This window comes from Acidovorax sp. GW821-FHT10E04, from assembly GCF_059415185.1.
In genome coordinates this window covers 368,666-395,625 of record NZ_JBWKMT010000004.1, presented here as the reverse complement: position 1 = coordinate 395,625, position 26,960 = coordinate 368,666, and the positions used below count along the sequence as shown (strand labels likewise).

Below are 26,960 nucleotides of genomic sequence, written 5' to 3'. Positions count from 1 at the left end.
GCCAACGCCCTTTTCACAGGCGCCAGCAGCTACAAAATCAATAGCAAATCACCAACTCAGCCCACGATCTGCCCGGAACCGTTGTCCGAAGGCAGAGATTGCTGTTGTTGTTGCTGCTCCGCCGGCTGGCGGCCGCCGTCGCGCCCTTGGTCACGGCGAGGCTCACGGTCACCGCGCTCCGCGGGAGCAGGACGATCGCTGCCACCCGCCGGGCGGTCGGCCAGCACCTTCATCGACAGTTTGATGCGGCCCTTCTCATCGGTCTCCATGACCTTGACCTTCACGATCTGGCCTTCGGTCAGGTAGTCGGACACCTTCTCGACACGCTCATGGGCGATCTGGCTGATGTGCAGCAGGCCATCCTTGCCGGGCAGCAGGTTGATCAGCGCGCCGAAGTCCAGGACCTTGGTCACGGGACCTTCGTAGATCTTGCCGATCTCGACCTCGGCCGTGATCTGCTCGATGCGCTTCTTGGCTTCGTCCGCCTTGGCAGCGTCGGTGGCCGCGATGGTGATGGTGCCGTCTTCCTCGATGTTGATCTGGCAGCCCGTTTCCTCGGTCAACGCACGGATCACGGCGCCGCCCTTGCCGATCACGTCGCGGATCTTCTCGGGGTTGATCTTCATGGTGTAGAGCTTGGGCGCGAAGGTGGACACCTCGGTCTTGGCTTCGCCCATGGCTTCCTGCATCTTGCCCAGGATGTGCATGCGTGCTTCCTTGGCCTGCGCCAGGGCGATCTGCATGATCTCCTTGGTGATGCCCTGGATCTTGATGTCCATCTGCAGCGCGGTGATGCCGCCGGTGGTACCCGCCACCTTGAAGTCCATGTCGCCCAGGTGATCCTCATCACCCAGGATGTCGGTCAGCACGGCGAAGCGGTTGGCATCCTTGATCAGGCCCATGGCGATACCCGCCACGTGGGCCTTCATGGGCACGCCGGCGTCCATCATGGACAGGCAGCCGCCGCAGACCGAAGCCATGGACGAAGAGCCATTGGACTCGGTGATTTCCGAGACCACTCGCATGGTGTAGGGAAATTCTTCCTTGGTGGGCAGCACAGCCACCAGGGCACGCTTGGCAAGGCGGCCGTGGCCGATTTCGCGGCGCTTGGTCGAACCCATGCGGCCCACTTCGCCCGTGGCGAAGGGAGGCATGTTGTAGTGCATCATGAAGCGGTCTTCGTACTCGCCAGCCAGGGCGTCGATGCGCTGCGCATCGCGCTCGGTACCCAGCGTGGTCACGACCAGCGCCTGGGTTTCGCCACGCGTGAACAGCGACGAGCCATGGGCGCGCGGCAGCACGCTGCTGCGGATTTCGATGGGGCGCACAGTGCGCGTGTCGCGGCCGTCGATGCGGGGCTCGCCGGCCAGGATCTGGCTGCGCACGATGCCCGCCTCGATGTCGAACAGCATGCCTTCGACCTTCACGGCATCGAACTCGACGCCATCGGCCTTGAGCGCTGCCATCACGGCGGCGTAGGACTCGCGGCAGGCCTGGGTGCGGGCCTGCTTGTTGCGGATCTGGTAGGCGGCGCGCAGCTTGTCGTCGGCCAGCGCAACCACCTTGGCGATCAGGGCTTCGTCCTTGGCGGGCGCTTCCCACTGCCACACGGGCTTGCCAGCATCGCGCACCAGTTCATGAATGGCGTTGATGGCCACATTGCCTTGCTCATGGCCAAACACCACGGCGCCGAGCATGATTTCTTCGGACAGTTGCTGGGCTTCGGATTCGACCATCAGCACGGCTGCTTCGGTGCCGGCCACGACCAGATCCATCTGCGAGCTCTTGCGCGCCGTCTGGCCGGGGTTGAGCACGTACTCGCCATTGATGTAGCCCACGCGTGCGGCGCCGATGGGGCCGTTGAACGGGATACCGGAGATGGCCAGCGCCGCACTGGTGGCGATGAGGGCAGCGATGTCAGCATCCACTTCGGGATTCAGCGACACCGTGTGGATCACCACATGCACTTCGTTGAAGAAACCCTCGGGGAACAGCGGGCGGATCGGGCGGTCGATCAGGCGGCTGGTCAGCGTTTCGTGCTCGCTGGGCTTCGCTTCGCGCTTGAAGAAGCTGCCGGGGATCTTGCCGGCGGCGTAGGTCTTCTCGATGTAATCCACCGTCAGGGGGAAGAAGTCCTGGCCGGGCTTGGCGCCCTTGGATGCCACCACGGTGGCCAGCACCACGGTGTCATCAATGTTCACCAGCACGGCGCCAGAGGCTTGGCGTGCGATTTCGCCGGTTTCCATGACGACGGTCTTGTCGCCCCATTGGAAGGTCTTGGTGACTTTGTTGAAAATGCTCATGTTCAGCTCCTTTTTTAATAGCTGGTAGCGCTCTACCAGACTGCGGCGGAGAGCAATTCAGAACACGATGCCATTCCAGTGGACCTGCCTGCTGCACTGCGGCGGCAACCCCATTGGAATGACACAGCTTCGCTCTGTTTTGCGGCTCCGAAGTAAAAAACGCCTGAGCTAGCGGACTAACCCAGGCGTTTTCGCATGCAATGAAGATTACTTGCGCAGACCCAGCTTGGCGATCAGCGCGGTGTAACGGTCAGCGTCCTTGGCCTTCAGGTAGTCCAGCAGCTTGCGGCGGCGGCTCACCATGCGCAGCAGGCCGCGGCGACCGTGGTGGTCCTTGGCGTGCGTCTTGAAGTGAGGGGTCAGTTCGTTGATGCGGGCCGTCAGCAGGGCCACTTGCACTTCTGGACTGCCAGTGTCGTTGGCAGCACGGGCATTGGCCTTGACGACTTCGGCCTTGATGGAGGATGCGATCATAATTTTTCCTTGATGGAGTCTCGACAGACTTGCCGAGCCTTGGTTTTTACTTGCGCCAGCAGCTGGAACGGCCGCAGGCGTGCGTCTTGCACCATGCAAAACTTGTCGATTATAACCCCCACGTGGAATTCTTGCCCCGCCCAGGTTCCCGCCCCACACCTGAAAGCCCCCTCATGACGCAACTTGACGCTTTCCTTTCACACACCACAGTCCGCCATGCCTTGCTGGCCACAGGCGTCGCTTTGGTCCTGATCACAAGCCCTGGCTACGCACTGGCCAAGCGCTCTGCCAGTGACACCGCCACCACCGCCAACACCTCTTCCAAGAAGAAAAGCGTTAGCAAAGTCACCTATCAGCGCAGCAGCTCCGAAGAGACACCCGCCCAGCGTGATCGCCGGATGTACCGGGAATGCAAAGGCATGCACAACGCGGGGGCTTGCCGGGGGTATACGAGATAGGGAGAAGGAGCGCTCGGTGCACACCAACAGCACCGTTCATCTCGGCCTGCCAGCCACTCGTCAGACTTAGCCCCTGACATCAATGAGACAGGCCTAGCATCCACCAATATGCAGGTATCGCAATATCAATTCAGCACGCTTGGCGCCCACCACGGCGGTTGGCAACAACCACACGCTTTCCGAGGGTTCACCGTCATCGAATTGATGGTGGTGGTTGCCATTCTGGCCATTCTCACCGCCCTGGCGACGCCCAGTTTCACTCCGTTGATCGAACGTTGGCGCGTGCGACAGGCGGTGGAGGGCCTCCAATCCTCGCTGTACTACGCGCGCTCCGAGGCTATCAAGCGCGGGGGTAGAGTTTCCATTCGCAAGGAGCCCACGGGAACCAGCGGCTGCACCTTAGCAGCAGATAATGACGAATGGGACTGTGGCTGGGTTGTCTTTGTTGACACCGACAGCGACGGCACCCAGGACCCAGGCGAAGAAACCCTACAGAGTTTCACCATGCCGCCCAATGTGACAGCCTCTCGCACCAGTGGGGGCGCCAGCATTCAATTCGACCGGTGGGGCCGGGTCACCGGACCCTTCATTGGATTCAGCGTGGTTCCATTGCATAAAACGCTTTCGGACCCTGCTGCCCGAGGCCTGTGCATGAGTTCGGGCGGACGCATCAGAGTCATTACAGATCTCCCTTGCACTTCCGGTTGAACAACATGCAAACCCCCTTCATCCACCCCCAACGCGGCATCACCCTGATCGAATCCTTGGTGGCCATTGTTGTTGCCGCACTGGGCATTCTGGGAATCCTGGGTGTGCAGATGCGCACTCTTACTGACACTTCAACCACCGTACGGCGCGCACAGGCTGTCAGACTGATAGAAGACTTGGGCGAACGCCTTAAAGTCAACCCCAACGCCCTGGGCAACATCAACAACTACGCGGTAGGTTGGCGCTCGGGTGCCGCCCCTACTGCGCAAGCCTCCAAGCTCTGCGATACCGGCACCTGCACCCATGCCGAGTTCGCCGCCTACGATGTGCGCGAATGGAAACGAACCGTAGAGCGCGCCCTACCTCTAGGCAATGCCAGTATCTTTTTTGCCCCAGGAGACAACACCGTCGGCAACCGTCGCCAGCTAGGCGTTTTGATTAGTTGGCGCGAGAACGAGCGTGAAACCAGCAGTGCATACAAGGACAGCTTGAGCACCACATCCGCAGCCCTGGGGGGCGACGGTACTACTGCGACAACCTGCCCTACAGACTTCACCTGCCACTTACAGTACATCCCAGTTAGCAGCCGTTGCGCACCGTACTTTGCAGATACGGCAGTCCAGTATTTCTGCCCAGGTCCCAAATCCTGAAGGAGACATTCATCCATGTGTACTCCATCATTTGTAAGCATGCTGACAACAAAACACATGCACCCAGGGCATGCCGTTCAGCGCGGCGTCACCTTGATCGAATTGCTGGTGGGCATTGTCATAGGCCTGCTCACCGTCGCTGTGGCAATGGGCGCCCTCATGGTCTCGCGCGGTATTTCAGGCACAGTCAGCGATTCCAGCGACATCCAGCAACAGGCATCCTATGCTTTTCGCGTCATGGGCCAACAGCTTCGTCAAGCCGGCTCCCTCAAACTCAAATTGTCGGCAGCCAAGGTAGAAGGCGACACCACTCCCACCATAGTAGGGGACCGTGTGGCCTTTGAAACCGACTTCGTGGCGACCTCAGGAGATGGCAGCGCCTTCACCCTTTCCACGGATACTCTGAGCGGTAAGGATTCGCCCAGCGCGACAGAATACAAGCTCACAACCGGCTACCGCAACTATAAAGAACTTGTTTACCACCCCAAGGACCCTCTCAAGCCGAGCGAATCCCTGCAGCGCAATTGCTTGGCAGAAAACGGCACCGACGCGTTGATACAAAGCCGCTTTGTATTGAAGAACAACGAACTGCACTGCGCCGGTACAGGCAATTCGCAACCCCTTGTACGCAATGTCGCCAACTTTCAGGTCCGCTATCTCATGCAAAGCAGTGCGGGAACAGGCAACCCGCAGATGCGCTACGTCGATGCCACCACCGTGGGCGCTACAGGCTGGCCTCAGGTCTTTGGCGTGGAGGTGTGCCTAGTGCTCTATGGCAGCGAATCCCTCGACCTACCCACGAACAGCACCTACACCGACTGCGACGGTACGACGGCCGTCAACATGACCTCCCTCGCCGCCCCCCGCAACCGGCGCATGCACACAGTGTTCCGCAACGTATACCAACTGCGCAGCCAAGGGCTGTCAGGCTGATCCACACACCACACAACCACGTTCATGCAACGCATGCCCTCCCCCTCTTTTCGACAATCTCAGCGACACCAGCGTGGCATCTCGCTGTTCATCGTCATCGTCTTTGTCATGCTCTCCATGCTGTTGGCGTTGTGGGCCTCGCGCACGTCGATGTTCAACGAAATGGTGGTAGGCAACGATGCCGACTATCAGCGCGCGTTTGAAGCCGCCCAGGCCTTGCTACTCGACGCAGAGTTGGACATTCGCGGTGAAAAGGCCGATGGCAGCGACTGCCGCATACCCACCGCCACGGCGTGCCGCAATGGCAATTCCACCCAAGCACAAATTCCGTTGGAAGCCAAGGAGACCGCAGCCCTTTTGGCAAAACTGGAAGGAATCACCTCAGGCCCGCGCTGCATTGATGCCCTCTGCCTCAAGCGCCCTGGTAGACAGGATTTTTGGAACAACACCGGTAGCACCCCCGACCTCACTACCCCTGGCGAAGACGTGTCGCTGGAACAAATGATGGTTAGTACCAATGCCAACCGTATAGGTGCACGCTACGGCCAATACTCCGGTGCCAACGTTGGCAGCGCTAGCAACCCCATCCTGCAAATAGGCAACAAAGGCGCGGATACCACCAGGAACAATGAAGGTGGCTGGTACTGGATTGAAGTGCTGCCCTACGACAGTGATGCCGACAAATCACGCCTGATTGCTGATGGCCTCAACAACTTGGCTCTCAACCTGCAACCCAGCGTTGTGTACCGAATTACTGCAGTGGCGCACGGACGCAAACTCAGAAACGAGGGCGGTGTAGATGTGCCCGTTACCCGCGTGGTGCTGCAGCAAACCTATGCTCGTCAAAAACTCGTGGACTGAATTACTATCAAATCAAGAGCATTCAGCCCTCAGCACTTAAGCCCTGCAGTAGATTTCAACCCAATTCGACTTGGAGCACATAATGCCCCGTCCGACGCAACCTCACCCCAATTTCAAAAAGACGCTGCTCGCCATCGCGGCTAGTGCGGCACTTGCACCGCATGGTGGGTGGGCGCTTGATTTTGCACAATCTCCACCAGGCACAGTCACGCCCTACGTTGCACCCAATGTGATTATTTCTGTCGATGACTCAGGCAGCATGGACTTCCGTCTGGACATGGAAAGCGAAAACGGGGCAACCGGAGAAACTGCTCCACTAGCAACTCCGACCCCCACGGACCCAAACAAGAAGACTTGGCCTACGACCAGCCGCCGCATCAACGTGTTGAAGTACGCACTGAAGAATGTGTTCAACGATACAACCTTGCTGCCTGATGGAAAAATCCGCCTCGCTTGGCAAGTCATGTGGAACAACGGGGGCTCACCCGGTGTCGGCCCCCGGCAAAGGGATGACAGCAATACTCTTCGTGGCCTTGCGGGAGCTACTAGCGTAGACAGCGCTACGATGGGTGAAAACTCGATGCGCGTGCTCAAAGACGACGCAACAGTTACCCATCGCCAAAACTTCAAGAATTTCATTGACAAATTGAAGCCTGGCAATGGAACGCCAACTCATCGTATGTTTAAGCAGGCCGATGACTACATGCGGCGCACGCTAAGCGCGAACGGTCCTTGGGCCACCAAACCAGGCGATAGCAGTACTACCGCAGAGTATCTTGGTTGCCGTCGAAACTACCACATTGTGATGACTGATGGCAGATGGAACAATTACGTCAACACTTATGCGGCAGGCGGCAACATAGATACCCCTGGAACAGTGGACTTGCCAGATAGTACTAAGTATGGTTCCAGCACCACTACCGGCACCACAAATTACACAAAAATGTACCGCGATGGCACGGACAACACCTTGGCTGATTGGGCCTTTAAAAGTTGGTCACAAAGACTCCAGCTTCCCGCTGACTTGACCGGCACGATATTGCCAGAGCCGGAGTATGACCAGGCACCGGCAACTGAGACCATCGGGGGCGTGGCTCTGCCAAAGTACTGGAATCCAAAATACAACCCTGCGACTTGGCCTCATATGGTGACCTACACCATTGGCTTCAGCAAGATGGCCTATGAATGGAAGACCGATTTTTCCGACGCCAAGTACAACATCACACGCCCCACGGAGATGGTGCCGTTCGGTTATGACGGCGACTTTCCAAATCTGGTCAAGGGAGACAAGACTTGGCCTGCCATGAGCAACGAAGACCGCCGTTCGCTAGACCTATGGCACGCTGCTCTCAATGGCCGCGGTCGCTTCTTCGCCGTAGAACAAGGCGAAGATCTGGAAAAAGCCTTCCGCATGATCATCCAGCAGATCAATACCCAGAACGAACCTGACCGGGGTTCCACCGCCACTAGCGGTAGCAATGCGTCCCGTAACGACGTGGGTAAATACGTGGCGAACTACATGCCCAAAGAGGCTTGGAGAGGTTGGGTTGAAGCGGAAACCGTGAAAAAGGACGGCACCACAGTGCCCGCGGTGGGGTGGGCAGGCAAAACAACGGCCGACCTGCTGGATGCCACAGGTTTCAGTGTCGGCAGTCGCCTTATCTTGAGTTGGAGCAGCAAACAAATTGACGCTACGACGGGTCAGGAAAAAGGGGGGGTGCCATTCAAATGGGCTAGCGATGAAACTAACCTTAGCACCGCGCAAAAAGCATTTCTCAATATGAAGAGTGATGGCACCACTGATGCCCTAGGACAGGACCGCCTGAATTATGTGCGCGGTGATCGCACCAAGGAGGGAACGGAAAGCCCGGCCAATTACCCATCCACCAACCCCTTCCGTCAACGCAAATCTCGCCAAGGGGATATCGTCAACTCCGAGGTCTGGTATGTGGGCGCACCCGTCAGCAACTATGCTTGGAAAGGCTATACCGCTTTTACGCGCGCGCAGAAGGATCGCTTGCCCATGATCTACGTGGGTGGAAACGATGGCATGTTGCACGGTTTTTCGGCCGAGAATGGCTCAGAGAAGGTGGCCTACGTGCCCCGTGGGGTGATACCTGCCGTGGGCCGCCTCGCTGACCCCGCTTTCAACCAGAATCATCGCTACTATGTAGATGGCTCTCCCATGACCGGTGATGTGGACATGGGCACCGGTGACACCACGGATCCCACTTACGCCCCCAACTGGCACACGCTACTGGTCGGATCGCTAGGCGCTGGTGGGAAGGGGTTCTTTGTGCTGGACGTGACCAACCCGGGCAATATCGCGGGTGATGACGCTGGCAACTTTACCGAAGGCAATGCCCAGCAACTGGTAGTGATGGACAAGACGCGTCATGCCACCGAGGCCACCACCAGCGTGGAGGATTGCGAGAACACGGTCATCACCCCTGTCACCAAGAAAGAGGCATGCCTGGCTCTTGCCGACATGGGACACATCTTTACCAAGCCGGTGATGGACGAGGCAAACCCGCAGCGTACGACGCAAATCGTGCGCTTGAACAACAACCGCTGGGCGGCGGTGATGGGTAACGGCTACAACAGCAAAAGCGGCCGGCCCGTGCTGCTGGTCCAGTACTTGGATGGCAGCAAGGAACTGTTGCGTTTAGTGGCTACGGGTACCACCGCCACGAATGCCCACCTCGATACCACCGACAATGGCCTCTCCGCACCGCGCCTCGTAGACATCAACGGCGATGGCCGCCCCGATGTTGTGTATGCAGGTGATCTCAAGGGCAACATGTGGAAGTTCCTGCTCACCAGCAATGACGATACCGCCTGGGGTGTGGCGCGATGGGGTAGTTCTGCCGCGACCACCACCAACCATACGACCAGCGGAGTGCCACTGTTTACCGCCAAAGGGGGCACGGAAGGCTCCCCTGATTCGCGCACGTTGGCGCAACCGATAACCATCGTGCCCACAGTGCGTGCCAATGACCGAAAGAAGGAAATCGATATCGGTGGCGGCAAAAAAGAAACTGTATCGGTGGGTGGACTGATGGTGGCCTTTGGCACAGGAAGCAACTTGGCAACGTACAACGCGAGCAACCCGAACGACCCCAACACCCCCGTCAACGCGAACAAGCAGACCTTGTACTCGGTGCTCGATAACACACGCTACAAGCTGGTAGGCACCAAGAAGGACCGTGTGGAAGTTTGCGCATCCTCTACCGACGCACCTTGCAACAAGCTGGTGAAGTCGAGTGCGGACCTGCCAGCACCGGTTACCCAGTCGAGTCTGGTCCAACGCACAATTCCCACTGCGTCCGTGAACACCCGCGATGGTCATGAGTTCTGGACCATTACCGATGCCACCGTACTGAATTGGGGAACCAGCAGCGGTTGGTACATGGACCTGCCCCAGACCCGCGAACGCCTGCTCAAGCCTATCGAATTCTATGACGGCAGCAACCTGCTGACCGTCTTCTCGCAGGTGCCGGCCAAGGGCTCCAGACTAGACCCTGCCGTTGAAACATGCGAAGCAGGCACGGTGGACAAGGAACGCCAATACATGACCCTTATCAACATCATGGATGGCAAGAAGCCCAGCGTGCAGATCATGGATACGGATGGCAATGGCAAATACAACTTGGCAGCCGACCAAGGAGCATCGAGAGTGTCCGTCACTGCTGGCGCACAGACCATGATCAAGCGTGGAGAAAAGATGCGAGTCACTGGGAAAAAACCTGACGGGACAGACGACAGTTTGGACAACGCCCTCCTCCCAGAACAATCCATGCGCCCCAGCTGGCGTCAAATGCAATAAACCAGCTTTAGCAGGAGCACACTGTCTTATGAAAAGGCAACATCGGGGCTTTACGCTGATTGAGCTAATGATTGTGGTGGCAATCGTTGGCATCCTCTCAGCCATCGCTTTCCCCAGCTACACGGAGTACATCCGGCGGGGTCACCGCGCCGATGCTCGCGCAGGCCTTCTTCAGGCGCAGCAGTGGTTGGAGCGGGCCTCCACGGCGAACGGCGTGTACCCGACGACTCTTCCAAACTCTCTTCAATGGCGTCTTGCGGATGGAACCCTCGATCCAAACAAACGGTACACCTTGTCCATTGGTGGTCCCGCGACAACATCCTCATTCACATTGACCGCCACACCCCGAGGCGCGCAAATTGGGGACAAGTGCGGGAACTACACATTGACCCACACGGGCATACGCGGCGCGAACGGCAAGATTCAAACTGACGCTGGCTTTGACGCCACATGCTGGAGCAAGTAAGCACTGCGCTACCATCCTGGAGCAATGACCACTACAGCGCTCCACTATGCGAACCAAGCGCTTGGGCTAGCCGCCCAGGCACTTTTTCTTTCCAGCCCCAATCCTCGCGTTGGTTGCGTCATCACCGCTCCCGACGGTGAGGTGCTGGGCCGAGGATTCACTCAGCGTGCTGGTGGCGCCCATGCAGAAATCATGGCGCTGCGCGATGCCGCAGCAGCTGGCCGCGACGTGCGCGGTGCCACCGCCTATGTCACCCTGGAGCCATGCTCTCACCATGGCCGCACCGGTCCATGCTGCAATGCATTGATCGAAGCCGGGATTGCAAAAGTGGTGGCATCCATCACCGACCCCAACCCTCTGGTCGCAGGCCACGGATTCGAGCGATTGCGGGCGGCGGGTATCGAGGTTGTCGTGGGCCCAGGGGCAGAAGAATCACGCGAACTCAACATCGGTTTTTTCAGCCGCATGGTTCGGGGCACGCCATGGGTGCGGCTCAAGACGGCAGCGTCCCTGGACGGCACCACGGCGCTTCATAACGGCGCCAGCCAGTGGATCACCTCGCGCACGGCACGCGCGGATGGGCATGCCTGGCGGGCAAGGGCCTGTGCCATTTTGACCGGCATTGGTACCGTGCTGGACGACAACCCCCGCCTGGACGTCCGGGAAGTACCTACACCCCGCCAGCCCCATGTGGTCTTGGTGGATAGTCAATTGCAGCTGCCCCCGCATGCCAACCTGCTGATGGGCGGACGTGATTGCCTTGTCTACACAGCCAACACAAGCAAGGAAAAGAAAGCCGCCTTGGAAGCTCGCGGTGCCACGGTGATCCATCTGCCCAATGCCAGCGGCAAAGTGGATCTGGCAGCGATGCTGAAAGACCTTGGCCAGCGGGGAATCAATGAGCTGCATGTGGAAGCAGGCCACAAGCTCAATGGATCCCTCGTCCGAGAAGGCCTCGTCGATGAACTGCTTGTGTACTTGGCCCCTCGCCTGCTGGGCCCCGGGCTGGGCATGGCGAACCTGGACCCGCTCCATGCGCTGGCGGACGGGCTTGCGCTGCAGTTCACATCCGCAGAGATGATCGGACCGGACCTTCGCGTCCTGGCACGGGTCCAGGGTCGGGATAGTTTTTAATCCGGCCCTCGCGATCGCCTTCGGCCGCACCGCCCCAAGGCAGTGCAAAAGCCACGCACCAACCTCTGGCGCGCTTCTTGCTTCAATTTGGTGCAAATCTGGTGCACCCACTCAAACCGCACCAGAACGGATCAATTTACTGCAAGAGGACGTTATGGAAGCACTCAAACAGGGCACGGATGCCCTGTTCATTCTTCTGGGGGCCATCATGGTGCTGGCCATGCACGCCGGTTTTGCCTTCCTGGAGCTGGGCACGGTCCGCAAGAAGAACCAGGTGAATGCGCTGGTGAAGATCCTGGTGGATTTTTCTGTGTCCACGGTCGTGTACTTTGCCGTGGGGTACAGCGTGGCCTACGGCACGCACTTTTTCGTGGGGGCCGAGTCGCTGGTGCAGCAAAGCGGCTATGCACTGGTGAAGTTCTTCTTCCTGCTCACCTTTGCAGCGGCCATTCCGGCCATCGTGTCGGGGGGGATCGCGGAACGCGCCAAGTTCTGGCCGCAGCTCATGGCCACGGCGGTCATCGTCGGCTTTGTGTATCCATTCTTCGAGGGCATTGCCTGGAACCAGCATTTTGGCGTGCAGGCCTGGATCAAAGGGTTCGCCGGCGAGGAGTTCCATGATTTCGCCGGCTCCATCGTGGTGCACGCGATGGGCGGCTGGATCGCCCTGCCTGCCGTGATCCTGCTGGGCTCCCGCGCCAACCGGTATCGCAAGGATGGCGCCATCTCCGCGCACCCGCCTTCCAACATTCCGTTTCTGGCGCTGGGCGCATGGGTGCTCGTCGTGGGCTGGTTCGGCTTCAATGTGATGAGCGCGCAGACCGTGGACAAACTTTCCGGCCTGGTGGCGGTGAACTCCCTGATGGCCATGGTCGGCGGCACGCTGGCCGCCCTGGTGCTGGGCAAGAATGACCCCGGCTTCGTCCACAACGGCCCGCTGGCGGGGCTGGTGGCGGTGTGCGCGGGCTCCGACCTGATGCACCCGCTGGGTGCGCTCGTGGTGGGTGCGGTGGCTGGCGCCATTTTTGTGCTGATGTTCACGCTCACGCAGAACCGGTGGAAGATCGACGACGTGCTGGGTGTCTGGCCGCTGCACGGCCTGTGCGGCACCTGGGGCGGGCTGGCGGCTGGCATTTTTGGCAGCAAGGCGCTGGGCGGGCTCGGCGGGGTGAGCTTTTCCGCCCAGCTTGTCGGCACCGCCCTGGGCGTGGCCTGGGCACTGGCGGGCGGCTTCGTGGTGTATGGCATTCTCAAAAGCACGGTCGGCCTGCGGCTCTCGCAGGAAGAGGAGTTCGACGGTGCGGACCTGTCGATCCACAAGATCAGCGCCACACCCGATCGCGAAGTGAGCTGGTAGCCGCCGCGGCGCCAGGGCACCGCACCGCGATGCGCCCGCATCCACCCGATCGCCACCGTGGCTGCGTTGGCGCCGCGTCTGACAAGCGCGAGCGGCGCCGCACGGTCACAATCGCGCCATGCCTGCACTGCCCCCTGCTCCCGCCGCTCCAGCGCCGTTCCTGGGCACCACCGCCCGCTATGGCTGGCTGGCCGTCCTGGCCATGTGCATTGCAAGCGCCATCACCGGCTGCGCCGGCCTGCCCAAGGATGTGGACCGGCCGGTGTCGAGCGCATTGGCGTCGCCTGCGGACACGGCCCTGGGCCAATTGGTGGAAACGCGCCGCGCGTCGGTGGGCGGCCGCCATCCTTCCGGGTTCCTGCTGCTCAGCGGGCCCCAGGCGGCCTACAGCAGCCGCCTCGCCCTGGTCGACGCCGCACAGAAGACGCTGGACCTGCAGTACTACGCCATCCACGCTGACGCCAGTACCGAGCGCCTGCTGCTGGGCGTGATCGCGGCGGCCCAGCGCGGCGTGCGTGTGCGTGTGCTGCTGGACGACTTCCACAGCACGGGGCGTGATGCGCAGGTCATGCGGCTGGCCTTCGTGCCCAACATCGAGATGCGCATGTTCAACCCGCTCACGGGTGCGCGCGGCTCGCCCCTGGGGCGCATGCTGGGCGCGCTGGGGGACTTCTCCCGCGTGCAGCAGCGCATGCACAACAAGCTCTTCATCGCCGACAACGCCATGGGCGTGACGGGTGGCCGCAACCTGGGCGACGCGTACTTCGGCAACGCCGATTCCGGCAACTTCGTGGATCTGGACGTGCTGGCGGCCGGGCCCGTGGTGCAGGACCTCTCCCGCAGTTTCGACAGCTACTGGAACAACGAGCGCGCCTATCCCGTGCAGTCGCTCGTCACGCAGCAGGAGCTTGACACCCTGCGCGAGCGCACGCGCACTTCCGACGCGGCGCGGCGGGACCGGATCGCCGGCCAGGGCGGCACCCTGGCGCCCGACAGCCAGCCGGTGCAAGACGGCAGCCAGACCACCACCGCGCAACGCGCCCGCATCTGGGACTACCAGCCCATGGACCTGGCGCAAGCGCAGTTCACCTGGGCCCCCGCGGCGGTGCTGGTGGACAAGCCCGCCAAGATCCCCCCAGACGGCACGTCCACGGGTGCGCTGCCGGAAAAAGCCCCCGCCAGGGCATCCCCCATGGCGATCACCTCGCGCGGGCCGCGTGCGGCGACGGCTGGCGCCGTAGCATCGGCGCCAGTACCTGCACGTGCCACGGACACCGCCAGCGGCACCCTCCCCGGCCCCAACCCACCCTCCACCGCCTCCGCCGCGCCCGGGGTGCCCGGCGCCGAAGCCCTTGATGCCCAGACCGACACCGTGGTGGACGGCCTGCTGCAGCTGATGGGCCAGGCACGGCAGGATCTGCTCATCATCTCGCCCTACTTCGTGCCCGGCCCGGACATGAAACAGGCCTTCGCGGCGGCGCGCGCGCGCGGCGTTCGGGTGCGGGTGCTCACCAACTCGCTCGCCTCCAACGATGCGCCCATTGCCCACGCAGGCTATGCGCGCCACCGCCCCGACCTGCTGGCCATGGGCGTCGAGCTGTATGAGATGCGCAGCGAACTCACGGGCGTGCTGCGGGGCGCCCTGGGCTCCACGGGCAGCACCGGCGGGGGCGGCAAGGCTGGCGCTTCCGGTGCCGTGGGCAGCTCGCGGGCCATGCTGCATTCCAAGCTTCTGATCCTGGATGGCCGCCTGCTGGCCGTGGGCTCGATGAACCTGGACATCCGGTCGCAGCGCCAGAACACGGAAATCGCGCTGCTGATCCGCAGCGGCGACCTGTCGCGCCGCGCCACCGCGCAGATCGAGGCCGCATTGCGCGAGGTCGCCTGGCATGTGCAGCTGAACGACGGCCACCTTGTATGGCGCGCGCCCGAGGGCAGCGGCCTGGCGGACGCGACGTCCGAACCCGACGCCAGCGCCCCGCTGCGGTTGATGCTGCAGCTCCTGGGCCCGCTGGCGCCCGACCACCTGCTCTAGGCACCTGTCCAGGCGCCTCTTTGCGGCACCGCGCCGCGATGCGCGGCTAGTCCCCGGCCCGCAGCGCCTCCACCCAGGCGGTGATCGCCCGCTGGTCCGTCATCGTGCGCACGTGCTGGTAGGCGGCCTCGGCTTCCGGAAAGCGCCTGCGCAGCAGATTGAGCCACTGCTTGAGACGCCCCGCGCGCTGGCGGGGCTCCAGGTCCTCGCACACCAGTTGCCAGAAGGCCGCGATGTGCGCCAGCAGGTCGCTCCAGGCCACCGTGTCCGAGCCAGGCCGGCCCGCATCGGCCGCGCGGATGGCGCGGGCCAGCCCCGGGTCTGCCACCATGCCGCGCCCGAGCATGAGCGTGGCGCAGCCCGACACCTCGCGGCAGCGCAGCGCATCGGCCACCGTCCAGATCTCGCCATTGGCCACCACCGGTATCTGCACCGCCGCGCGGATGGCGGGAATGTGCTCCCAGTACGCCGGGGGCCGGTAGCCATCGGCCTTGGTGCGCGCATGCACCACCAGCTCGGCGGCGCCGCCCGACTGCATCGCCTGGGCGCATTCGCGCATCAGCCCGGTGTCGTTGAAGCCCAGCCGCATCTTGGCGGACACCGGCAGGTGCGAAGGCACCGCGCGGCGCACGGCGGCCACGACGGCGGCGATGCGTTCGGGCTCCTGCAGCAGCGCGGCGCCGCCACCATGGCGGTTGACGACCTTGGCAGGGCATCCAAAGTTCAGGTCGATCCCCTCGGGCCCCAGGTCCGCCAGGCGGGCCGCGTTCTCGGCCATGCTGACCGGATCGGAGCCCAGCAACTGCGCACGCACCGGCACACCCGCGAGCGTGCGGCTGCCGTTGCGCAGCTCGGGCACATAGCGCAGGAACACCTTGTCGGGCAGCAGGGTGCCGGTGATGCGGATGAACTCGGAGACACAGCGATCCACCCCGCCCACGCGGGTCAACACATCACGCAGCACAAAATCCAGAAGCCCCTCCATGGGGGCAAGCAGCAAGGTCATCGCGAGAAAGGCCGCCGCGCCCTGCGCCCCGCACGGGGCGCGGCCGGCACACAGCCAGGATATGAGTCAAAAAGGGCCACAATGCTTGATGCACAAGCGCTAGAAGCTATTAAATATATAGCATCCATCCCCCCAGGGCCCTGCACGGCCGGGGAGCAGCCCGCCATTGTGCGGCAGCGAGGTCATCACCGCGTCACGGCGGACTGATGCAATCGCCGCCATCCACCCGTGAATGGAGGCTCCCATGCTGCTACAAAAAACCGAAAAAGCCCGCCTGGAACTCTTGCCCGGCGTCCGCACCCTGAGCCTGCGCGAGCGCTCTCTGCTGCTGCTGGTCGACGGCAAATCGCTGTCGGACCTGCAGGCCATGTACAACGGCATCGGCGCGCAGATCGTCGACAACCTCATGCGCCAGGGCTATCTGGCCGGCCCCGCGGCCGGGCTGCCCTCCGCCGCGCCCTCGCCCAGCACCGCGCCACCGGGGCCATCGGTCCAGCGCCCGGAGCCTGGCGAATCCCTGCGCTCGCTCGCCGGTGCGCGCATGTACCTTTTCGACACCTGTGAGCGGCTGTTCGCGCGCCGCGACCCCACGCTGGCAGAGCAGTTCCGCCAGGCGCTGCGCGCCGCCAAGGACCGCACGAGCATGCTGGACGTGGGCGAGGCCATGTTCGAGGAAGTGGCGCTTGCCGCCGGCGCCGAACGGGCCGCGAGCCTGCGCGAAAGGTTCGAGCAGCTGCTGCCCCGGCATGCGCAGTCCTAGAGGCCCCGGGGCAATGGAGTGGAGACGGGCCGGGCCGTCCGTCAGGCGGCGGCCAGGCGCCACAGCGACGTGACCTCGGCCGCGCGGGCCGCATGCAGCGCATCGCCCGCATCTGCCGCCTTGGCATGGCCCGGCTTCACATCGTGCCGGCCCCGCACCACCAGCCCCGCATCGGCAATCCACTGCAGCAGCTGCTCACGCGGGCGCAAGCCCAGGTGCTCGGCCAGGTCCGACAGGATCAGCCAGCCTTCGCCGCCTGGCTCCAGGTGCTCCGGCAGGCCCGCCAGGAAGCCCTTGAGCATGCGGCTGCCTTCGTCGTACACCGCGTGTTCGATGGGCGAGCTGGCGCGGGCCGGCACCCAGGGCGGGTTGCACACCACCAGCGGCGCGCGCCCCGGGGGGAACAGGTCGACCTGCAGCAGTTCCACCTGGGCAAGCACACCCAGGCGCTGCAGGTTCTCGCGCGCGCAGGCCAGGGCGCGCGGGTCCTGGTCGGTGGCCACCACGCGCTGCACGCCACGGCGCGCCAGCACCGCAGACAGCACCCCGGTGCCCACGCCAATGTCAAAGGCCAGTGTCTTGGTGGGCAGCGCCGTGTCGGCGACCAGGCCCACATATTCGCCGCGCACGGGCGAGAACACGCCGTAGTGCGGGTGGATGCGGTTGAGCGGCGGCGCACCCAGGGCGGGCACTTCCACGCCTTTCTTGCGCCACTCGTGCGCGCCCACCAGGCCCAGCAGCTCGCGCAGCGTGGCCACCGAACGCTCGCCCGTGGCCGGGCCCCAGGCCTCGGTGCACGCCTGGCGCCAGTCGGGCGCACGGCGCAGGTCGATGCCGTAGTCGCCTTCGAGCGGGATGAGCACCGACGCCAGCACCCGCGCGCGCTGCGCCTGCGCCTGGCGGTGCAGGTGAAAGGCCTCGGCCGGGGTGGCGGCAGCGGCTTTGTCGGCCGCCCTGGCGGCGGACTTACGGGGTCTGGCCGACTTGCCCCCCTTGCCGGACCTGGCATCGGCCCGGCGCATCAGCGCCTGCAGCAGCATGCGGGCGTTCTGGAAGTCGCCCTGCCACAACAGGCCGGTGCCTTCACAGGCCATGCGGTAGGCCGTGTCTGCGGCCAAGGTATCGTCGGCGGTGACGACCCGGCGCGGGGCCGGGGCACCGCTCTCGGAGCGCCACTGGACTTGTTGAATCTGGCCCTGGCGGCTCCATTCGATCATAGGAAGAAGTGTGGGCATCAGATTGCTATTGCTTCGGGCGTTAACAGCAGCCCGTGAAACTGGCGCGGCCCCTGCCAAGGCCGCCGCGCAAGGGCCGCCCCGCCGCGCTGGCGGCGTCCCCCTTCCCGCGCAAAGCGCGAGAGAAGGAGGAAGCGACGAAGTCGCTCAGGGGGTGGTTGTTCATCCTACGCGTTGATGGGGCGCTTCAGGCGCACTTCTTCGATCTTGACGCCCCCCACCACGGCCGTCTTGGCGGTGGAGAGTTCGCGCTTGAAGCCCGCCAGCTCGTGGAACCGGATGGCGCGCTCGTTGCGCAGGGGCACCCACGCCGTGACGTTGGTGCAGCCTTCTTCCTGCAGGCCGTCGCGGGCGGCATCCCACAAGGCCAGGCCCACGCCCTGGTTCCAGTGGGTGGGGGCGGCGTAGATGGCCCAGATTTCACCGGTGGTGGGGCGGGATTTTTCATCGCGCGAGCGGTCGTAGCCCACGAAGCCGACGATCTTCTCGCCGTCCACGGCCACCTGGACCTGGGGCTCGCAATATTCGATGGCCTCGCGCCAGTAGGCCTGGCGCTTTTCGACCGACATGGATTTCAACTGCTCGTCTGGCACCAGCCCTTTGTAGACCTCTTGGGCTGAGACGGTATGGATCTGGGCAATGGCTTTGGCATCGCGAAGCGTGGCGGGACGAACCTGGATACTGGACATGGAAAAACCGAACGAAAACGGGGAATGAAAAAACGAAAGGACCGGCATTGTCGCCGCAAACGGTTTTTACCCTTGTACGGCCCCCCGCCCGGCCCCCCATTCACGCCCTATCCACCCCCTGCGTCCACCGCGTCCAGCCAGGGCTGGCACACCGCTGATGCTGCACCGCAGCACGCTGGCGCGGGCGGCCCTGCGCGCGTCAGGCCAGCGCCATGGAACCCGAGAGCGAGGCACCGGCCGCGGCGGCGGCGGCACGCTGGACCAGCGCACGCTTGTTGCGGGGGCGCGGCACATGCACCGCCGGGGGCGTGCCATTAATGGCCGCAAGACCCAGCACCAGCGTGACCGTGCGCGACCCGTCCTCGCGTTCGTCGCTGGCATAGGCCCGGTAGCTGCCATTGCCCTGCGCATGGCTGCGCTGCACGGTGTGAAATGCCACGCGCGCCCCGCTCACGCGGTGGCCCCCAAAGGGCAGCACGCGCAGCCGCGCATCCCGGTCCAGCGCCAGGCCCAGGTTGCCGGGGCGGTTGACGAGGTCGGTGCGGATGGCGCGCCATGTGCACCCGTCGTCCGTCGAAAACTGCCAGGTCCCGGCCTGGGCGTCCAGGTGCTCGATCACCACCCCGGCCGATGCCAGCATGCCGGGGCAGTTTTCCTCCACGATCCGCGCCACCGTATTGCCCCCCAGGCCCGAGGAGGCCGTGCCATGCCCTCCCCCTGCGGCGGCCGGTCGTCGCTCATCGCGGCGGTGGGACGCATCGGGGGAAGCTGAACCATCGAGGAAGGCATTGGCTGTCATGGGAGCACCTTTGAAAAACGAAGGATGAAGACGAGGTTTGCGCATTGGTGCGCACTCCAGGTGCTTTTCAATGCTTGACGGAAAGTCTAGAAAGTGCATAACCGGGCGTCCATCGCACAAATGGACTAGTCCGCAACAGCGTGTTGTGCGCAATACTTGCCGTATGACTGCCCGCCTTTTGCTTGTGGATGACCACAACCTGTTCCGCACAGGCCTGCGCCTGATCGTGCAGGACCATCCGAGCGTCGGCACGATTGCGGAGGCGGGCTCCATCGCCGATGCCTGCGCGCAGCAGCTGGCGGACACGGATCTGGTGCTGCTCGATATCCAGTTGCCCGGCATGAGCGGCCTGGACGGCCTGCGCCTGCTGCGCCAGGCCTGCCCCAGGGCCCGCATCGTCCTGGTCTCGGCCAGCGTGGCGCCCGATGCGATCCACGAAGCGCGCGCGCGCGGCGCCGATGGATTCCTGCCCAAATCCGCCAGCGCCGAAGACATCCTGGAAGCCATCACCTGCGCCCTGTCGGGCCAGCCGTGTTTTCCGATCAACAGCGGCAACAGCGCCACCACGCGCGGCCCCGACACGCCCTCGCTGACCGCGCGCCAGCTCGACGTGCTGTCGCTGCTGTGCACCGGCAAGCCCAACAAGGTCATCGCGCGCGACCTGGGCTTGAGCGAGAACACGGTGCGCGTGCACGTGGCCGCCATCTTCGCGCAGCTGGGCGTCAACAGCCGCAGCGCGGCCTTGCTCGCCGCGCAGCGCCTGGGCCTGTCCACACCCCAGCTCCATGACACACTCTGAGGCCCTGCGGGGGGCGCCTGCCGCCGATGCCGTGCTGCCCCCCACCCGCTGGGGGTGGCCGGTGTGGGAGCGCGACGAGGTGCTGCGCGAACAGGTGGCCCTGCTGCGGCAAAACTTCCCGATGACGCTGCTCGCGTCGCTGGCCACCGCCCTGGGCACGCTGTGGGTCATGGCGCGGGTGGCCGACACGCAGGCCATCACGGTCTGGCTGGTGTCGCACACGCTGGTGGTGGCCGGGGTGTACCTCACCCTGCGCAGCATCGCGCCCTTCACCGACCCGGCGCCGCAGGCGGCGCGCAAGCTGATCGCCTGCATGGCCGCCATGGGCCTGAGCTGGGGCAGCCTGGGGTATGTGGTGCTCTACTGGGGCACGTCCGACAGCGTGATCTACGCCATCGGCATCATCAGCACGGTGTCGTCCGGCGCGCTGGGGCTGGGCGCCCCCCTGTACCGCGCCTATGTCACCTACCTCACCTGCGCGATCGGCGGCGTGATGATGGCCGTCGCCCTGGCCGGCGGGCCCGTGATGTGGCCCGCGCTGTTCCTCACGGGGGTCTACTACGCGCTCACCGGCATGCAGGCGCGCACCGCCGACCGGGCCACCCGGCGCAGCATCGCGCTCAAGCTGGAGAACGACCGGCTCGTCAACGAGCTGCGCGCCGAGTCGCAGCGCGCCCTGGCCGCGCAGGGGGCCGCCGAGCAGGCCGACCGCGACAAGTCCCGCTTCCTGGCCGCCGCCAGCCACGACCTGCGCCAGCCCCTGCATGCCATGGGCCTGTTCCTGGAGTCGCTGCAGCGCAGCCCGCTCAACGACCACCAGCTCACCGTGCTGGGGCACGCCCATGCGGCCTCGGGCGCCGCCGCCGAGATGCTGACCACCCTGCTCGACTACTCGCGGCTGGAAGCCGGTGTCGTCAAGGTGCGGCCCGAAGCCTTTGCCGTGCAGCCGCTGCTCACGGCGCTGGAGCAGGAATTCGGCGTGCAGGCGGATACGGCGGGCCTCGTGTACCGCACGCGGGAGACCTCGGCCGCGGCCCATGCCGACCGCTCGCTGGTCGGGCTGGTCATGCACAACTTCATCTCCAACGCCCTGCGCTACACCGCCCGGGGTGGCGTGCTGATCGCGTGCCGCACACGCGGCAAGCGCCTGGCACTGGAGGTGTGGGACACGGGGGCCGGCATCCCGCAGCACCAGTGGGAACACATCTTCAAGGAGTTCCACCAGCTCGGGAACCCCGAGCGCGACCGGCGCAAGGGCCTGGGGCTGGGCCTGGCCATCGTGCAGCGGCTGGCGCGGGAGATGAACACCTCCGTGGAAGTGCTCTCCCAGCCGGGACGGGGCTCGGTGTTTCGGCTGTGGCTGGACCGCTGGCAGGGCGCGCTGGAAGACGACACCGCCCCCGCGCCGGATGCCCGAAGCCTTGCGGGCCTGAAGGTGCTGGCCATCGACGACGACGAAGCCGTGCGCATCGGGATGCAGTCGCTGCTGCAAAGCTGGGGCTGCCAGTGCATCACCGCGGAATCGAGCGCCGATGCGCTGGAGCGCCTGGAAGACATCACGCCGGACATCATCATCACGGACTTCCGCCTGCGCCACGAAGAAACCGGCAAACAGGTGCTGCAGGCCCTGCGCGCCTACCTGGGAACACCGGTGCCCGCGATCATCATGACGGGGGACACATCGCCCCAGCGCCTGCGCGATGCGCAGTCCACGTCAGCGCTGCTGCTGCACAAGCCCGTGTCCACGGGCCAGCTGCGCAGCGCCATGGTCCAGCTCATCACGCACCCTCAAACCGCCAGCACGATGGAGCCCTTGCCGCCGGACGGCGGCACGGAGGCTACAGCCAGCGCCGCAGCAGCCCCATGACCTGGTCGAACTTCGCGCCGTACGGCGGATAGAACAGCGAACCCATCGCCCAGCGCGACTGCACCAGCACGGATTTCTGGTGGCAAAAGCGCAGAAAGCCCTGCTCGCCATGGTAGGCGCCCCAGCCGCTGTCGCCCACGCCGCCAAACGGCAGGTTGTCGTGGGCAATGTGCATCAGCGTGTCGTTCACCGTCACGCCGCCGCTCACGGTGCGGCGCAGCACGTCGTCGCGCACCGCTTCGCTCTGGCCGAACCAGTACAGCGCCAGCGGGCGCGGCCCGGCATTGATGTGGGCAATGGCGTCGTCGAGCCGTTCATAGGAAATCACGGGCAGGATGGGGCCGAAGATCTCCTCCTGCATGAGCTGCATCTGGGACGTGGCCCCGAACACCAGCGTGGGCAGCATCTGGCGGCTGGCGCCATCGCCCAGCGTGCCCACGGTGTGGACGACAGGCTTGCCCTCGGCCGGCTCGATGGTCTGCACCTCGGCGCCCTGGGTCTGCGCCTGCTGCAGCATGGTGCGCAGGCGGGCATGGTGGCGCGCCGTGATGATGGAGGCGTAGTCCGCATTGCCCTCGATGGTAGGAAACAGGCGGCCCACGGCGGCCCGGTAGGCCTGCGCGAACTCCCCCTCGCGGCCCCGGGGAAGCAGCACATAGTCGGGGGCAATGCAGGTCTGGCCGGCGTTGAGCAGCTTGCCGTGCGCGATCTTGAGCGCCGCGTCCTGCATGTCGCAATGGCCGTCGATGATGCACGGCGATTTGCCGCCCAGCTCCAGCGTGGTGGGCGTGAGGTGCTGCGCCGCCGCCTGGGCCACCTTGCGGCCCACGGCGGTGGAGCCGGTGAACACCAAGTGGTCGAACGGCAGCGACGCGAACAGCGCCGACAGGTTCGCATCGCCCTGCACCACGCAGAACTCGTCGGGCGAAAAGAACTGCGCCACCAGCAGCGCCAGCTGCGCCGAGGTGTGCGGCGTGAGCTCGCTGGGCTTGAGCATCACGCGGTTGCCCGCCGCCAGCGCGGTGATGGCGGGCGCCAGGGCCAGCTGGACGGGGTAGTTCCACGGCGCGATCACACCGACCACCCCCAGGGGCTGGCGCTGGATCCAGGCACGGGCGGGCTGCAGGTACAGCGGCGTGCGCACTTTCCGGGGCTTCATCCATTTCGCCAGATGGCGCAGCGTGTGCGACAGCAGGGTGCGCAGCACGAAGAAATCGGCCACCTCGGTCAGGCGCGGGGACCGCATGCCGAAATCGGCCTGCACCGCAGCCGCCAGCACCGGGCCGTGCTCGTCGAGCATCTTGGACAGGCGCAGCAGCCGCTCGCGGCGCACCAGCAGCGGCACATCGACATGCTCGCGGCTGGCCTGGCGTTGAAGATCGAAGTGGGCGTGGATATCGGCAGGTGTCATGGTCGGATCATAGAAGACGCCCCGACAGGCGCGCCACGAAAAAACCGGGGAGGCAGGGCGCGGACGGGCCGCGCAGGCGGGGGCGCCGCGCAGTGCAAGAAGGCAGGGTGCGGCGCCGGGTCAGCGCACGTCCCGCGCTTCGACGTCGGTCACCTCGGCGGCGCCGGGCAGGATGCCGCCACGGCGCGACGCGGCCGCGGCCTCGCCGCCGGCATCGTCGGGCGCGGGCGCCGGGCCACGGCGGCCGGACGACCAGCGCTCGGTGGAGCGGAACACGGTGCTGAAACCCGTGCGGGGGTCCATGCGCATCACCCAGGGGGTCACCGGCTGGCCGGTGAGGCGCGCCCAGCCTGCGCGCAGCGCCCACACCAGCGCGAGCACCATCACGGCGACCAGCAGGCTGGCGAACAGCACCAAGCCCATGGCGATGACCACCACCCGCAGCAACAGGCGCACAACGCCCGCAACAAATTCATTCAAACGACACCTCTCCTTCACAACTTGGGGTCGGGATTGCAGCCCTGGCCAGCGCCGCAATCCCTTTCCCGGCCCACATCACTCCTGCGGGGCCACGCCGAACTGGAACACACCCGGCTCCAGCACGGGGTTCACGGTGACCGGAATCACGCTCTTGGGCGGGAAACGCCCTTCCAGCAACAACTTGGACAGCGGGTTCTCGATGCGCTGCTGGATCGCCCGCTTGAGCGGCCGCGCGCCGAACACCGGGTCGAACCCCACCTTGGCCAATTCTGCCAAGGCCGCATCCGACACCTGCAATTCCAAATCCATCTTGGCCAGCCGGGATTGCAGCAGCTGCAGCTGGATCCTGGCGATCGAGGCGATGTGCTGCGCGTCCAGCGCGTGGAACACCACGGTCTCGTCGATGCGGTTGAGGAACTCGGGCCGGAAGTGGTTCTTGAGCTCGCCCCACACCGCTTCCTTGATGTCCTCGGAGTCCTGTCCGACCATGGCCTGGATCAGGTGCGAGCCGATGTTGCTCGTCATCACGATCACCGTGTTCTTGAAGTCCACGGTACGTCCCTGGCCGTCGGTCAGGCGGCCGTCGTCCAGCACCTGCAGCAGCACGTTGAACACATCCGGGTGGGCCTTCTCCACCTCGTCGAGCAGCAGCACGCTGTAGGGCTTGCGGCGCACGGCCTCCGTGAGGTAGCCACCCTCCTCGTAGCCCACGTAGCCGGGCGGCGCGCCGATCAGGCGGGCCACCGAGTGCTTTTCCATGAACTCGCTCATGTCGATGCGCACCAGGTGGTCCTCGCTGTCGAACAGAAAGCCCGCCAGCGCCTTGCACAGCTCGGTCTTGCCCACGCCCGTGGGGCCCAGGAACAGGAACGAGCCCGTGGGGCGGTTGGGGTCACTCAGGCCCGAGCGCGAACGGCGGATGGCGTTGGCCACGGCGGCGATCGCCTCCTCCTGGCCCACCACGCGTTCATGCAGCTTGGCCTCCATCAGCAGGAGCTTGTCCTTTTCGCCCTGCATCATCTTGGCCACCGGAATGCCCGTGGCGCGGCTCACCACCTCGGCAATTTCTTCGGCACCCACCTGTGTGCGCAGCAGGCGGCGGGTGGCGGGGGCGCCGTCCTTGCCATCCTCCTGCGCCTGCGCTTCCTTCAGCTGCTTTTCCAGGTCGGGCAGCTTGCCGTACTGCAGCTCGGCCACCTTGTTGAAGTCGCCCTTGCGGGTGAATTCCTCGATCTGGAACTTGAGCTTGTCGATGGCCTCGCGCACGTGCGCGCTGCCCTGCGCCTGGGCTTTTTCGGACTGCCAGATCTCGTCGTAGTCGGCGATTTCCTTTTGCAGCTTGGCGATCTCTTCCTCGATGAGCGCAAAGCGCTTTTGCGAGGACTCATCCTTCTCGCGGCGCACCGCTTCGCGCTCGATCTGCAGCTGGATCAGGCGGCGGTCGAGCTTGTCCATCACCTCGGGCTTGGAGTCCATCTCGATCTTGATCTTGGACGCGGCCTCGTCGATGAGGTCAATCGCCTTGTCGGGCAGGAAGCGGTCGGTGATGTAGCGGTTGGACAGCTCGGCCGCGGCCACGATGGCCGGGTCGGTGATGTCCACGCCGTGGTGCACCTCGTACTTTTCCTGCAGGCCGCGCAGGATGGCGATGGTCGCCTCCACGGTGGGTTCGCCCACGAGGATCTTCTGGAAGCGCCGCTCCAGCGCGGCGTCCTTCTCGATGTACTTGCGGTACTCGTCGAGCGTGGTCGCGCCCACGCAGTGCAGCTCGCCGCGCGCAAGCGCTGGCTTGAGCATGTTGCCCGCATCCATCGCGCCCTCGGCCTTGCCCGCGCCCACCATGGTGTGCAGCTCGTCGATGAAGACTATTGTTTGCCCCTCGTCCTTGGCCAATTCGTTCAGCACGGTCTTCAGGCGCTCCTCGAACTCGCCGCGGAACTTGGCGCCCGCGAGCAGCGCCGCCATGTCCAGCGACAGCACGCGCTTGTTCTTGAGCGACTCGGGTACCTCGCCGGCCACGATGCGCTGGGCCAGGCCTTCGACGATGGCCGTCTTGCCCACGCCGGGCTCGCCGATGAGCACCGGGTTGTTCTTGGTGCGGCGCTGCAGCACCTGGATGGCGCGGCGGATCTCGTCGTCGCGGCCGATCACGGGGTCGAGCTTGCCGATGCGCGCGCGCTCGGTCAGGTCGATGCAGTACTTGGCCAGGGCGCCGCGCTGGCCCTCGGCCTCGGCACTGTCCATCTTCTGGCCGCCGCGCACGGCGTCGATGGCGGCTTCCAGGCTCTTGCGCGTCAGGCCGTTGTCCTTGGCGATCTTGGCGGCCTCGCCCTTGCTGTCGATCACGGCCAGCAGGAACAGCTCGCTGGCGATGAACTGGTCGCCGCGCTTGATGGCCTCCTTCTCGGTGGCCTGCAGCACGCGGCCGAGCTCCGGGCCGCCCTGCACCTGCTCGTTGCCCTGCACCTGGGGCAGGCGCTTGACGGCGGCCTCGGCCGCCGCCAGCAGGCCGGGCACATTGGCGCCCGCACGCTGCAGCAGCGCCTTGGGGCCGTCGTCCTGCTTGAGCATGGCCACGAGCATGTGCACGGGCTCGATGTAGGCGTGGTCATTGCCCAGGGCGATGCTCTGGGCATCGCTCAGGGCTTCCTGGAACTTGGTGGTGAATTTGTCGAGACGCATGGTGGATGTCCTCCGAATTGCAGAGCA

Annotated in this window: 22 protein-coding genes; 13 read left to right on the top strand and 9 right to left on the bottom strand. The window is 64.5% G+C overall.

Going from position 1 to position 26,960, the window contains the following annotated elements:
* Window positions 1-56: 56 nt before the first annotated feature.
* Both pnp and rpsO read right to left on the bottom strand, forming a co-directional pair.
* The gene (gene pnp, locus AC07OC_RS15250; protein ID WP_494601637.1) at window positions 57-2,303 is read right to left on the bottom strand and encodes a polyribonucleotide nucleotidyltransferase; all 2,247 of its coding nucleotides are present in this window, start codon (window positions 2,301-2,303) and stop codon (window positions 57-59) included.
* A gap of 207 nt (window positions 2,304-2,510) precedes the next feature.
* On the bottom strand, window positions 2,511-2,777 hold the full coding sequence (rpsO, locus tag AC07OC_RS15245; RefSeq protein ID WP_005793232.1) for a 30S ribosomal protein S15: 267 nt from the start codon (window positions 2,775-2,777) through the stop codon (window positions 2,511-2,513).
* Window positions 2,778-2,950: 173 nt separating this feature from the next.
* On the opposite strand from rpsO, the gene AC07OC_RS15240 reads away from it, so the two are divergent.
* The 10 genes from AC07OC_RS15240 to AC07OC_RS15195 all read left to right on the top strand — a co-directional run bounded on the left by AC07OC_RS15240 (window position 2,951) and on the right by AC07OC_RS15195 (window position 15,205).
* On the top strand, window positions 2,951-3,235 hold the full coding sequence (locus AC07OC_RS15240; RefSeq protein WP_218340304.1) for a hypothetical protein: 285 nt from the start codon (window positions 2,951-2,953) through the stop codon (window positions 3,233-3,235).
* Between the two features lie 108 nt (window positions 3,236-3,343).
* A complete protein-coding gene (locus AC07OC_RS15235; protein ID WP_218340154.1) occupies window positions 3,344-3,943 on the top strand; it encodes a GspH/FimT family pseudopilin in 600 nt (199 codons plus the stop codon).
* Between the two features lie 5 nt (window positions 3,944-3,948).
* Window positions 3,949-4,593: a type IV pilus modification protein PilV gene (gene pilV, locus AC07OC_RS15230; RefSeq protein WP_218340153.1), complete on the top strand. Its 645-nt coding sequence runs from the start codon at window positions 3,949-3,951 to the stop codon at window positions 4,591-4,593.
* A gap of 39 nt (window positions 4,594-4,632) precedes the next feature.
* On the top strand, window positions 4,633-5,526 hold the full coding sequence (locus AC07OC_RS15225; protein ID WP_255591108.1) for a PilW family protein: 894 nt from the start codon (window positions 4,633-4,635) through the stop codon (window positions 5,524-5,526).
* 24 nt (window positions 5,527-5,550) lie between these two features.
* The gene (locus tag AC07OC_RS15220) at window positions 5,551-6,387 is read left to right on the top strand and encodes a pilus assembly PilX family protein (protein WP_255591107.1); all 837 of its coding nucleotides are present in this window, start codon (window positions 5,551-5,553) and stop codon (window positions 6,385-6,387) included.
* 82 nt (window positions 6,388-6,469) lie between these two features.
* Window positions 6,470-10,213, top strand: a complete 3,744-nt coding sequence (locus tag AC07OC_RS15215) for a pilus assembly protein (RefSeq protein ID WP_218340152.1) — start codon at window positions 6,470-6,472, stop codon at window positions 10,211-10,213.
* Between the two features lie 28 nt (window positions 10,214-10,241).
* The gene (locus AC07OC_RS15210; RefSeq protein ID WP_218340151.1) at window positions 10,242-10,679 is read left to right on the top strand and encodes a type IV pilin protein; all 438 of its coding nucleotides are present in this window, start codon (window positions 10,242-10,244) and stop codon (window positions 10,677-10,679) included.
* Between the two features lie 24 nt (window positions 10,680-10,703).
* Complete coding sequence (gene ribD, locus AC07OC_RS15205; protein WP_218340150.1) at window positions 10,704-11,813, top strand: bifunctional diaminohydroxyphosphoribosylaminopyrimidine deaminase/5-amino-6-(5-phosphoribosylamino)uracil reductase RibD; 1,110 nt, start codon at window positions 10,704-10,706, stop codon at window positions 11,811-11,813.
* 154 nt (window positions 11,814-11,967) lie between these two features.
* Window positions 11,968-13,170, top strand: a complete 1,203-nt coding sequence (locus AC07OC_RS15200; RefSeq protein ID WP_218340149.1) for an ammonium transporter — start codon at window positions 11,968-11,970, stop codon at window positions 13,168-13,170.
* A 118-nt stretch (window positions 13,171-13,288) separates the two neighbouring features.
* Window positions 13,289-15,205, top strand: coding sequence for a phospholipase D family protein (locus AC07OC_RS15195; RefSeq protein ID WP_494601632.1), 1,917 nt, complete (start codon window positions 13,289-13,291; stop codon window positions 15,203-15,205).
* Between the two features lie 46 nt (window positions 15,206-15,251).
* Here AC07OC_RS15195 and AC07OC_RS15190 read toward each other — a convergent pair whose 3' ends face one another.
* A complete protein-coding gene (locus AC07OC_RS15190) occupies window positions 15,252-16,211 on the bottom strand; it encodes a tRNA dihydrouridine synthase (protein ID WP_369642971.1) in 960 nt (319 codons plus the stop codon).
* Between the two features lie 244 nt (window positions 16,212-16,455).
* On the opposite strand from AC07OC_RS15190, the gene AC07OC_RS15185 reads away from it, so the two are divergent.
* Window positions 16,456-16,971, top strand: coding sequence for a hypothetical protein (locus AC07OC_RS15185; protein WP_218340146.1), 516 nt, complete (start codon window positions 16,456-16,458; stop codon window positions 16,969-16,971).
* Window positions 16,972-17,012: 41 nt separating this feature from the next.
* Here AC07OC_RS15185 and AC07OC_RS15180 read toward each other — a convergent pair whose 3' ends face one another.
* The 3 genes from AC07OC_RS15180 to AC07OC_RS15170 form a co-directional block, all read right to left on the bottom strand.
* Window positions 17,013-18,188: a methyltransferase gene (locus AC07OC_RS15180; protein ID WP_218340145.1), complete on the bottom strand. Its 1,176-nt coding sequence runs from the start codon at window positions 18,186-18,188 to the stop codon at window positions 17,013-17,015.
* A gap of 185 nt (window positions 18,189-18,373) precedes the next feature.
* On the bottom strand, window positions 18,374-18,895 hold the full coding sequence (locus AC07OC_RS15175) for a GNAT family N-acetyltransferase (protein ID WP_055393295.1): 522 nt from the start codon (window positions 18,893-18,895) through the stop codon (window positions 18,374-18,376).
* 199 nt (window positions 18,896-19,094) lie between these two features.
* The gene (locus tag AC07OC_RS15170) at window positions 19,095-19,694 is read right to left on the bottom strand and encodes a hypothetical protein (RefSeq protein ID WP_218340144.1); all 600 of its coding nucleotides are present in this window, start codon (window positions 19,692-19,694) and stop codon (window positions 19,095-19,097) included.
* A 163-nt stretch (window positions 19,695-19,857) separates the two neighbouring features.
* On the opposite strand from AC07OC_RS15170, the gene AC07OC_RS15165 reads away from it, so the two are divergent.
* Window positions 19,858-20,493 carry a response regulator gene (locus AC07OC_RS15165; protein WP_218295534.1) on the top strand — a complete coding sequence of 212 codons (636 nt, stop codon included), beginning with the start codon at window positions 19,858-19,860 and terminating at the stop codon, window positions 20,491-20,493.
* Complete coding sequence (locus AC07OC_RS15160; RefSeq protein ID WP_255591106.1) at window positions 20,480-22,360, top strand: ATP-binding response regulator; 1,881 nt, start codon at window positions 20,480-20,482, stop codon at window positions 22,358-22,360. The genes AC07OC_RS15165 and AC07OC_RS15160 overlap by 14 nt, the downstream gene beginning before the upstream one ends.
* Here AC07OC_RS15160 and AC07OC_RS15155 read toward each other — a convergent pair.
* The 3 genes from AC07OC_RS15155 to clpB all read right to left on the bottom strand — a co-directional run bounded on the left by AC07OC_RS15155 (window position 22,332) and on the right by clpB (window position 26,933).
* A complete protein-coding gene (locus tag AC07OC_RS15155; RefSeq protein ID WP_218295535.1) occupies window positions 22,332-23,771 on the bottom strand; it encodes a coniferyl aldehyde dehydrogenase in 1,440 nt (479 codons plus the stop codon). The two genes, AC07OC_RS15160 and AC07OC_RS15155, sit on opposite strands and share 29 nt — an antisense overlap.
* A 120-nt stretch (window positions 23,772-23,891) precedes the next feature.
* The gene (locus tag AC07OC_RS15150) at window positions 23,892-24,251 is read right to left on the bottom strand and encodes a hypothetical protein (RefSeq protein ID WP_218295536.1); all 360 of its coding nucleotides are present in this window, start codon (window positions 24,249-24,251) and stop codon (window positions 23,892-23,894) included.
* 75 nt (window positions 24,252-24,326) lie between these two features.
* Entirely contained in the window at window positions 24,327-26,933 is a 2,607-nt protein-coding gene (gene clpB / locus AC07OC_RS15145; RefSeq protein ID WP_218340143.1) for an ATP-dependent chaperone ClpB, read from the bottom strand.
* Window positions 26,934-26,960: the final 27 nt, after the last annotated feature.

Bases quoted from the DNA above. Each gene is read 5' to 3' on its own strand.
- pnp (WP_494601637.1), bottom strand. From the start codon at position 2,303: ATGAGCATTTTCAACAAAGTCACCAAGACCTTCCAATGGGGCGACAAG.
- rpsO (WP_005793232.1), bottom strand. From the start codon at position 2,777: ATGATCGCATCCTCCATCAAGGCCGAAGTCGTCAAGGCCAATGCCCGT.
- AC07OC_RS15240 (WP_218340304.1), top strand. From the start codon at position 2,951: ATGACGCAACTTGACGCTTTCCTTTCACACACCACAGTCCGCCATGCC.
- AC07OC_RS15235 (WP_218340154.1), top strand. From the start codon at position 3,344: ATGCAGGTATCGCAATATCAATTCAGCACGCTTGGCGCCCACCACGGC.
- pilV (WP_218340153.1), top strand. From the start codon at position 3,949: ATGCAAACCCCCTTCATCCACCCCCAACGCGGCATCACCCTGATCGAA.
- AC07OC_RS15225 (WP_255591108.1), top strand. From the start codon at position 4,633: ATGCTGACAACAAAACACATGCACCCAGGGCATGCCGTTCAGCGCGGC.
- AC07OC_RS15220 (WP_255591107.1), top strand. From the start codon at position 5,551: ATGCAACGCATGCCCTCCCCCTCTTTTCGACAATCTCAGCGACACCAG.
- AC07OC_RS15215 (WP_218340152.1), top strand. From the start codon at position 6,470: ATGCCCCGTCCGACGCAACCTCACCCCAATTTCAAAAAGACGCTGCTC.
- AC07OC_RS15210 (WP_218340151.1), top strand. From the start codon at position 10,242: ATGAAAAGGCAACATCGGGGCTTTACGCTGATTGAGCTAATGATTGTG.
- ribD (WP_218340150.1), top strand. From the start codon at position 10,704: ATGACCACTACAGCGCTCCACTATGCGAACCAAGCGCTTGGGCTAGCC.
- AC07OC_RS15200 (WP_218340149.1), top strand. From the start codon at position 11,968: ATGGAAGCACTCAAACAGGGCACGGATGCCCTGTTCATTCTTCTGGGG.
- AC07OC_RS15195 (WP_494601632.1), top strand. From the start codon at position 13,289: ATGCCTGCACTGCCCCCTGCTCCCGCCGCTCCAGCGCCGTTCCTGGGC.
- AC07OC_RS15190 (WP_369642971.1), bottom strand. From the start codon at position 16,211: ATGACCTTGCTGCTTGCCCCCATGGAGGGGCTTCTGGATTTTGTGCTG.
- AC07OC_RS15185 (WP_218340146.1), top strand. From the start codon at position 16,456: ATGCTGCTACAAAAAACCGAAAAAGCCCGCCTGGAACTCTTGCCCGGC.
- AC07OC_RS15180 (WP_218340145.1), bottom strand. From the start codon at position 18,188: ATGATCGAATGGAGCCGCCAGGGCCAGATTCAACAAGTCCAGTGGCGC.
- AC07OC_RS15175 (WP_055393295.1), bottom strand. From the start codon at position 18,895: ATGTCCAGTATCCAGGTTCGTCCCGCCACGCTTCGCGATGCCAAAGCC.
- AC07OC_RS15170 (WP_218340144.1), bottom strand. From the start codon at position 19,694: ATGACAGCCAATGCCTTCCTCGATGGTTCAGCTTCCCCCGATGCGTCC.
- AC07OC_RS15165 (WP_218295534.1), top strand. From the start codon at position 19,858: ATGACTGCCCGCCTTTTGCTTGTGGATGACCACAACCTGTTCCGCACA.
- AC07OC_RS15160 (WP_255591106.1), top strand. From the start codon at position 20,480: ATGACACACTCTGAGGCCCTGCGGGGGGCGCCTGCCGCCGATGCCGTG.
- AC07OC_RS15155 (WP_218295535.1), bottom strand. From the start codon at position 23,771: ATGACACCTGCCGATATCCACGCCCACTTCGATCTTCAACGCCAGGCC.
- clpB (WP_218340143.1), bottom strand. From the start codon at position 26,933: ATGCGTCTCGACAAATTCACCACCAAGTTCCAGGAAGCCCTGAGCGAT.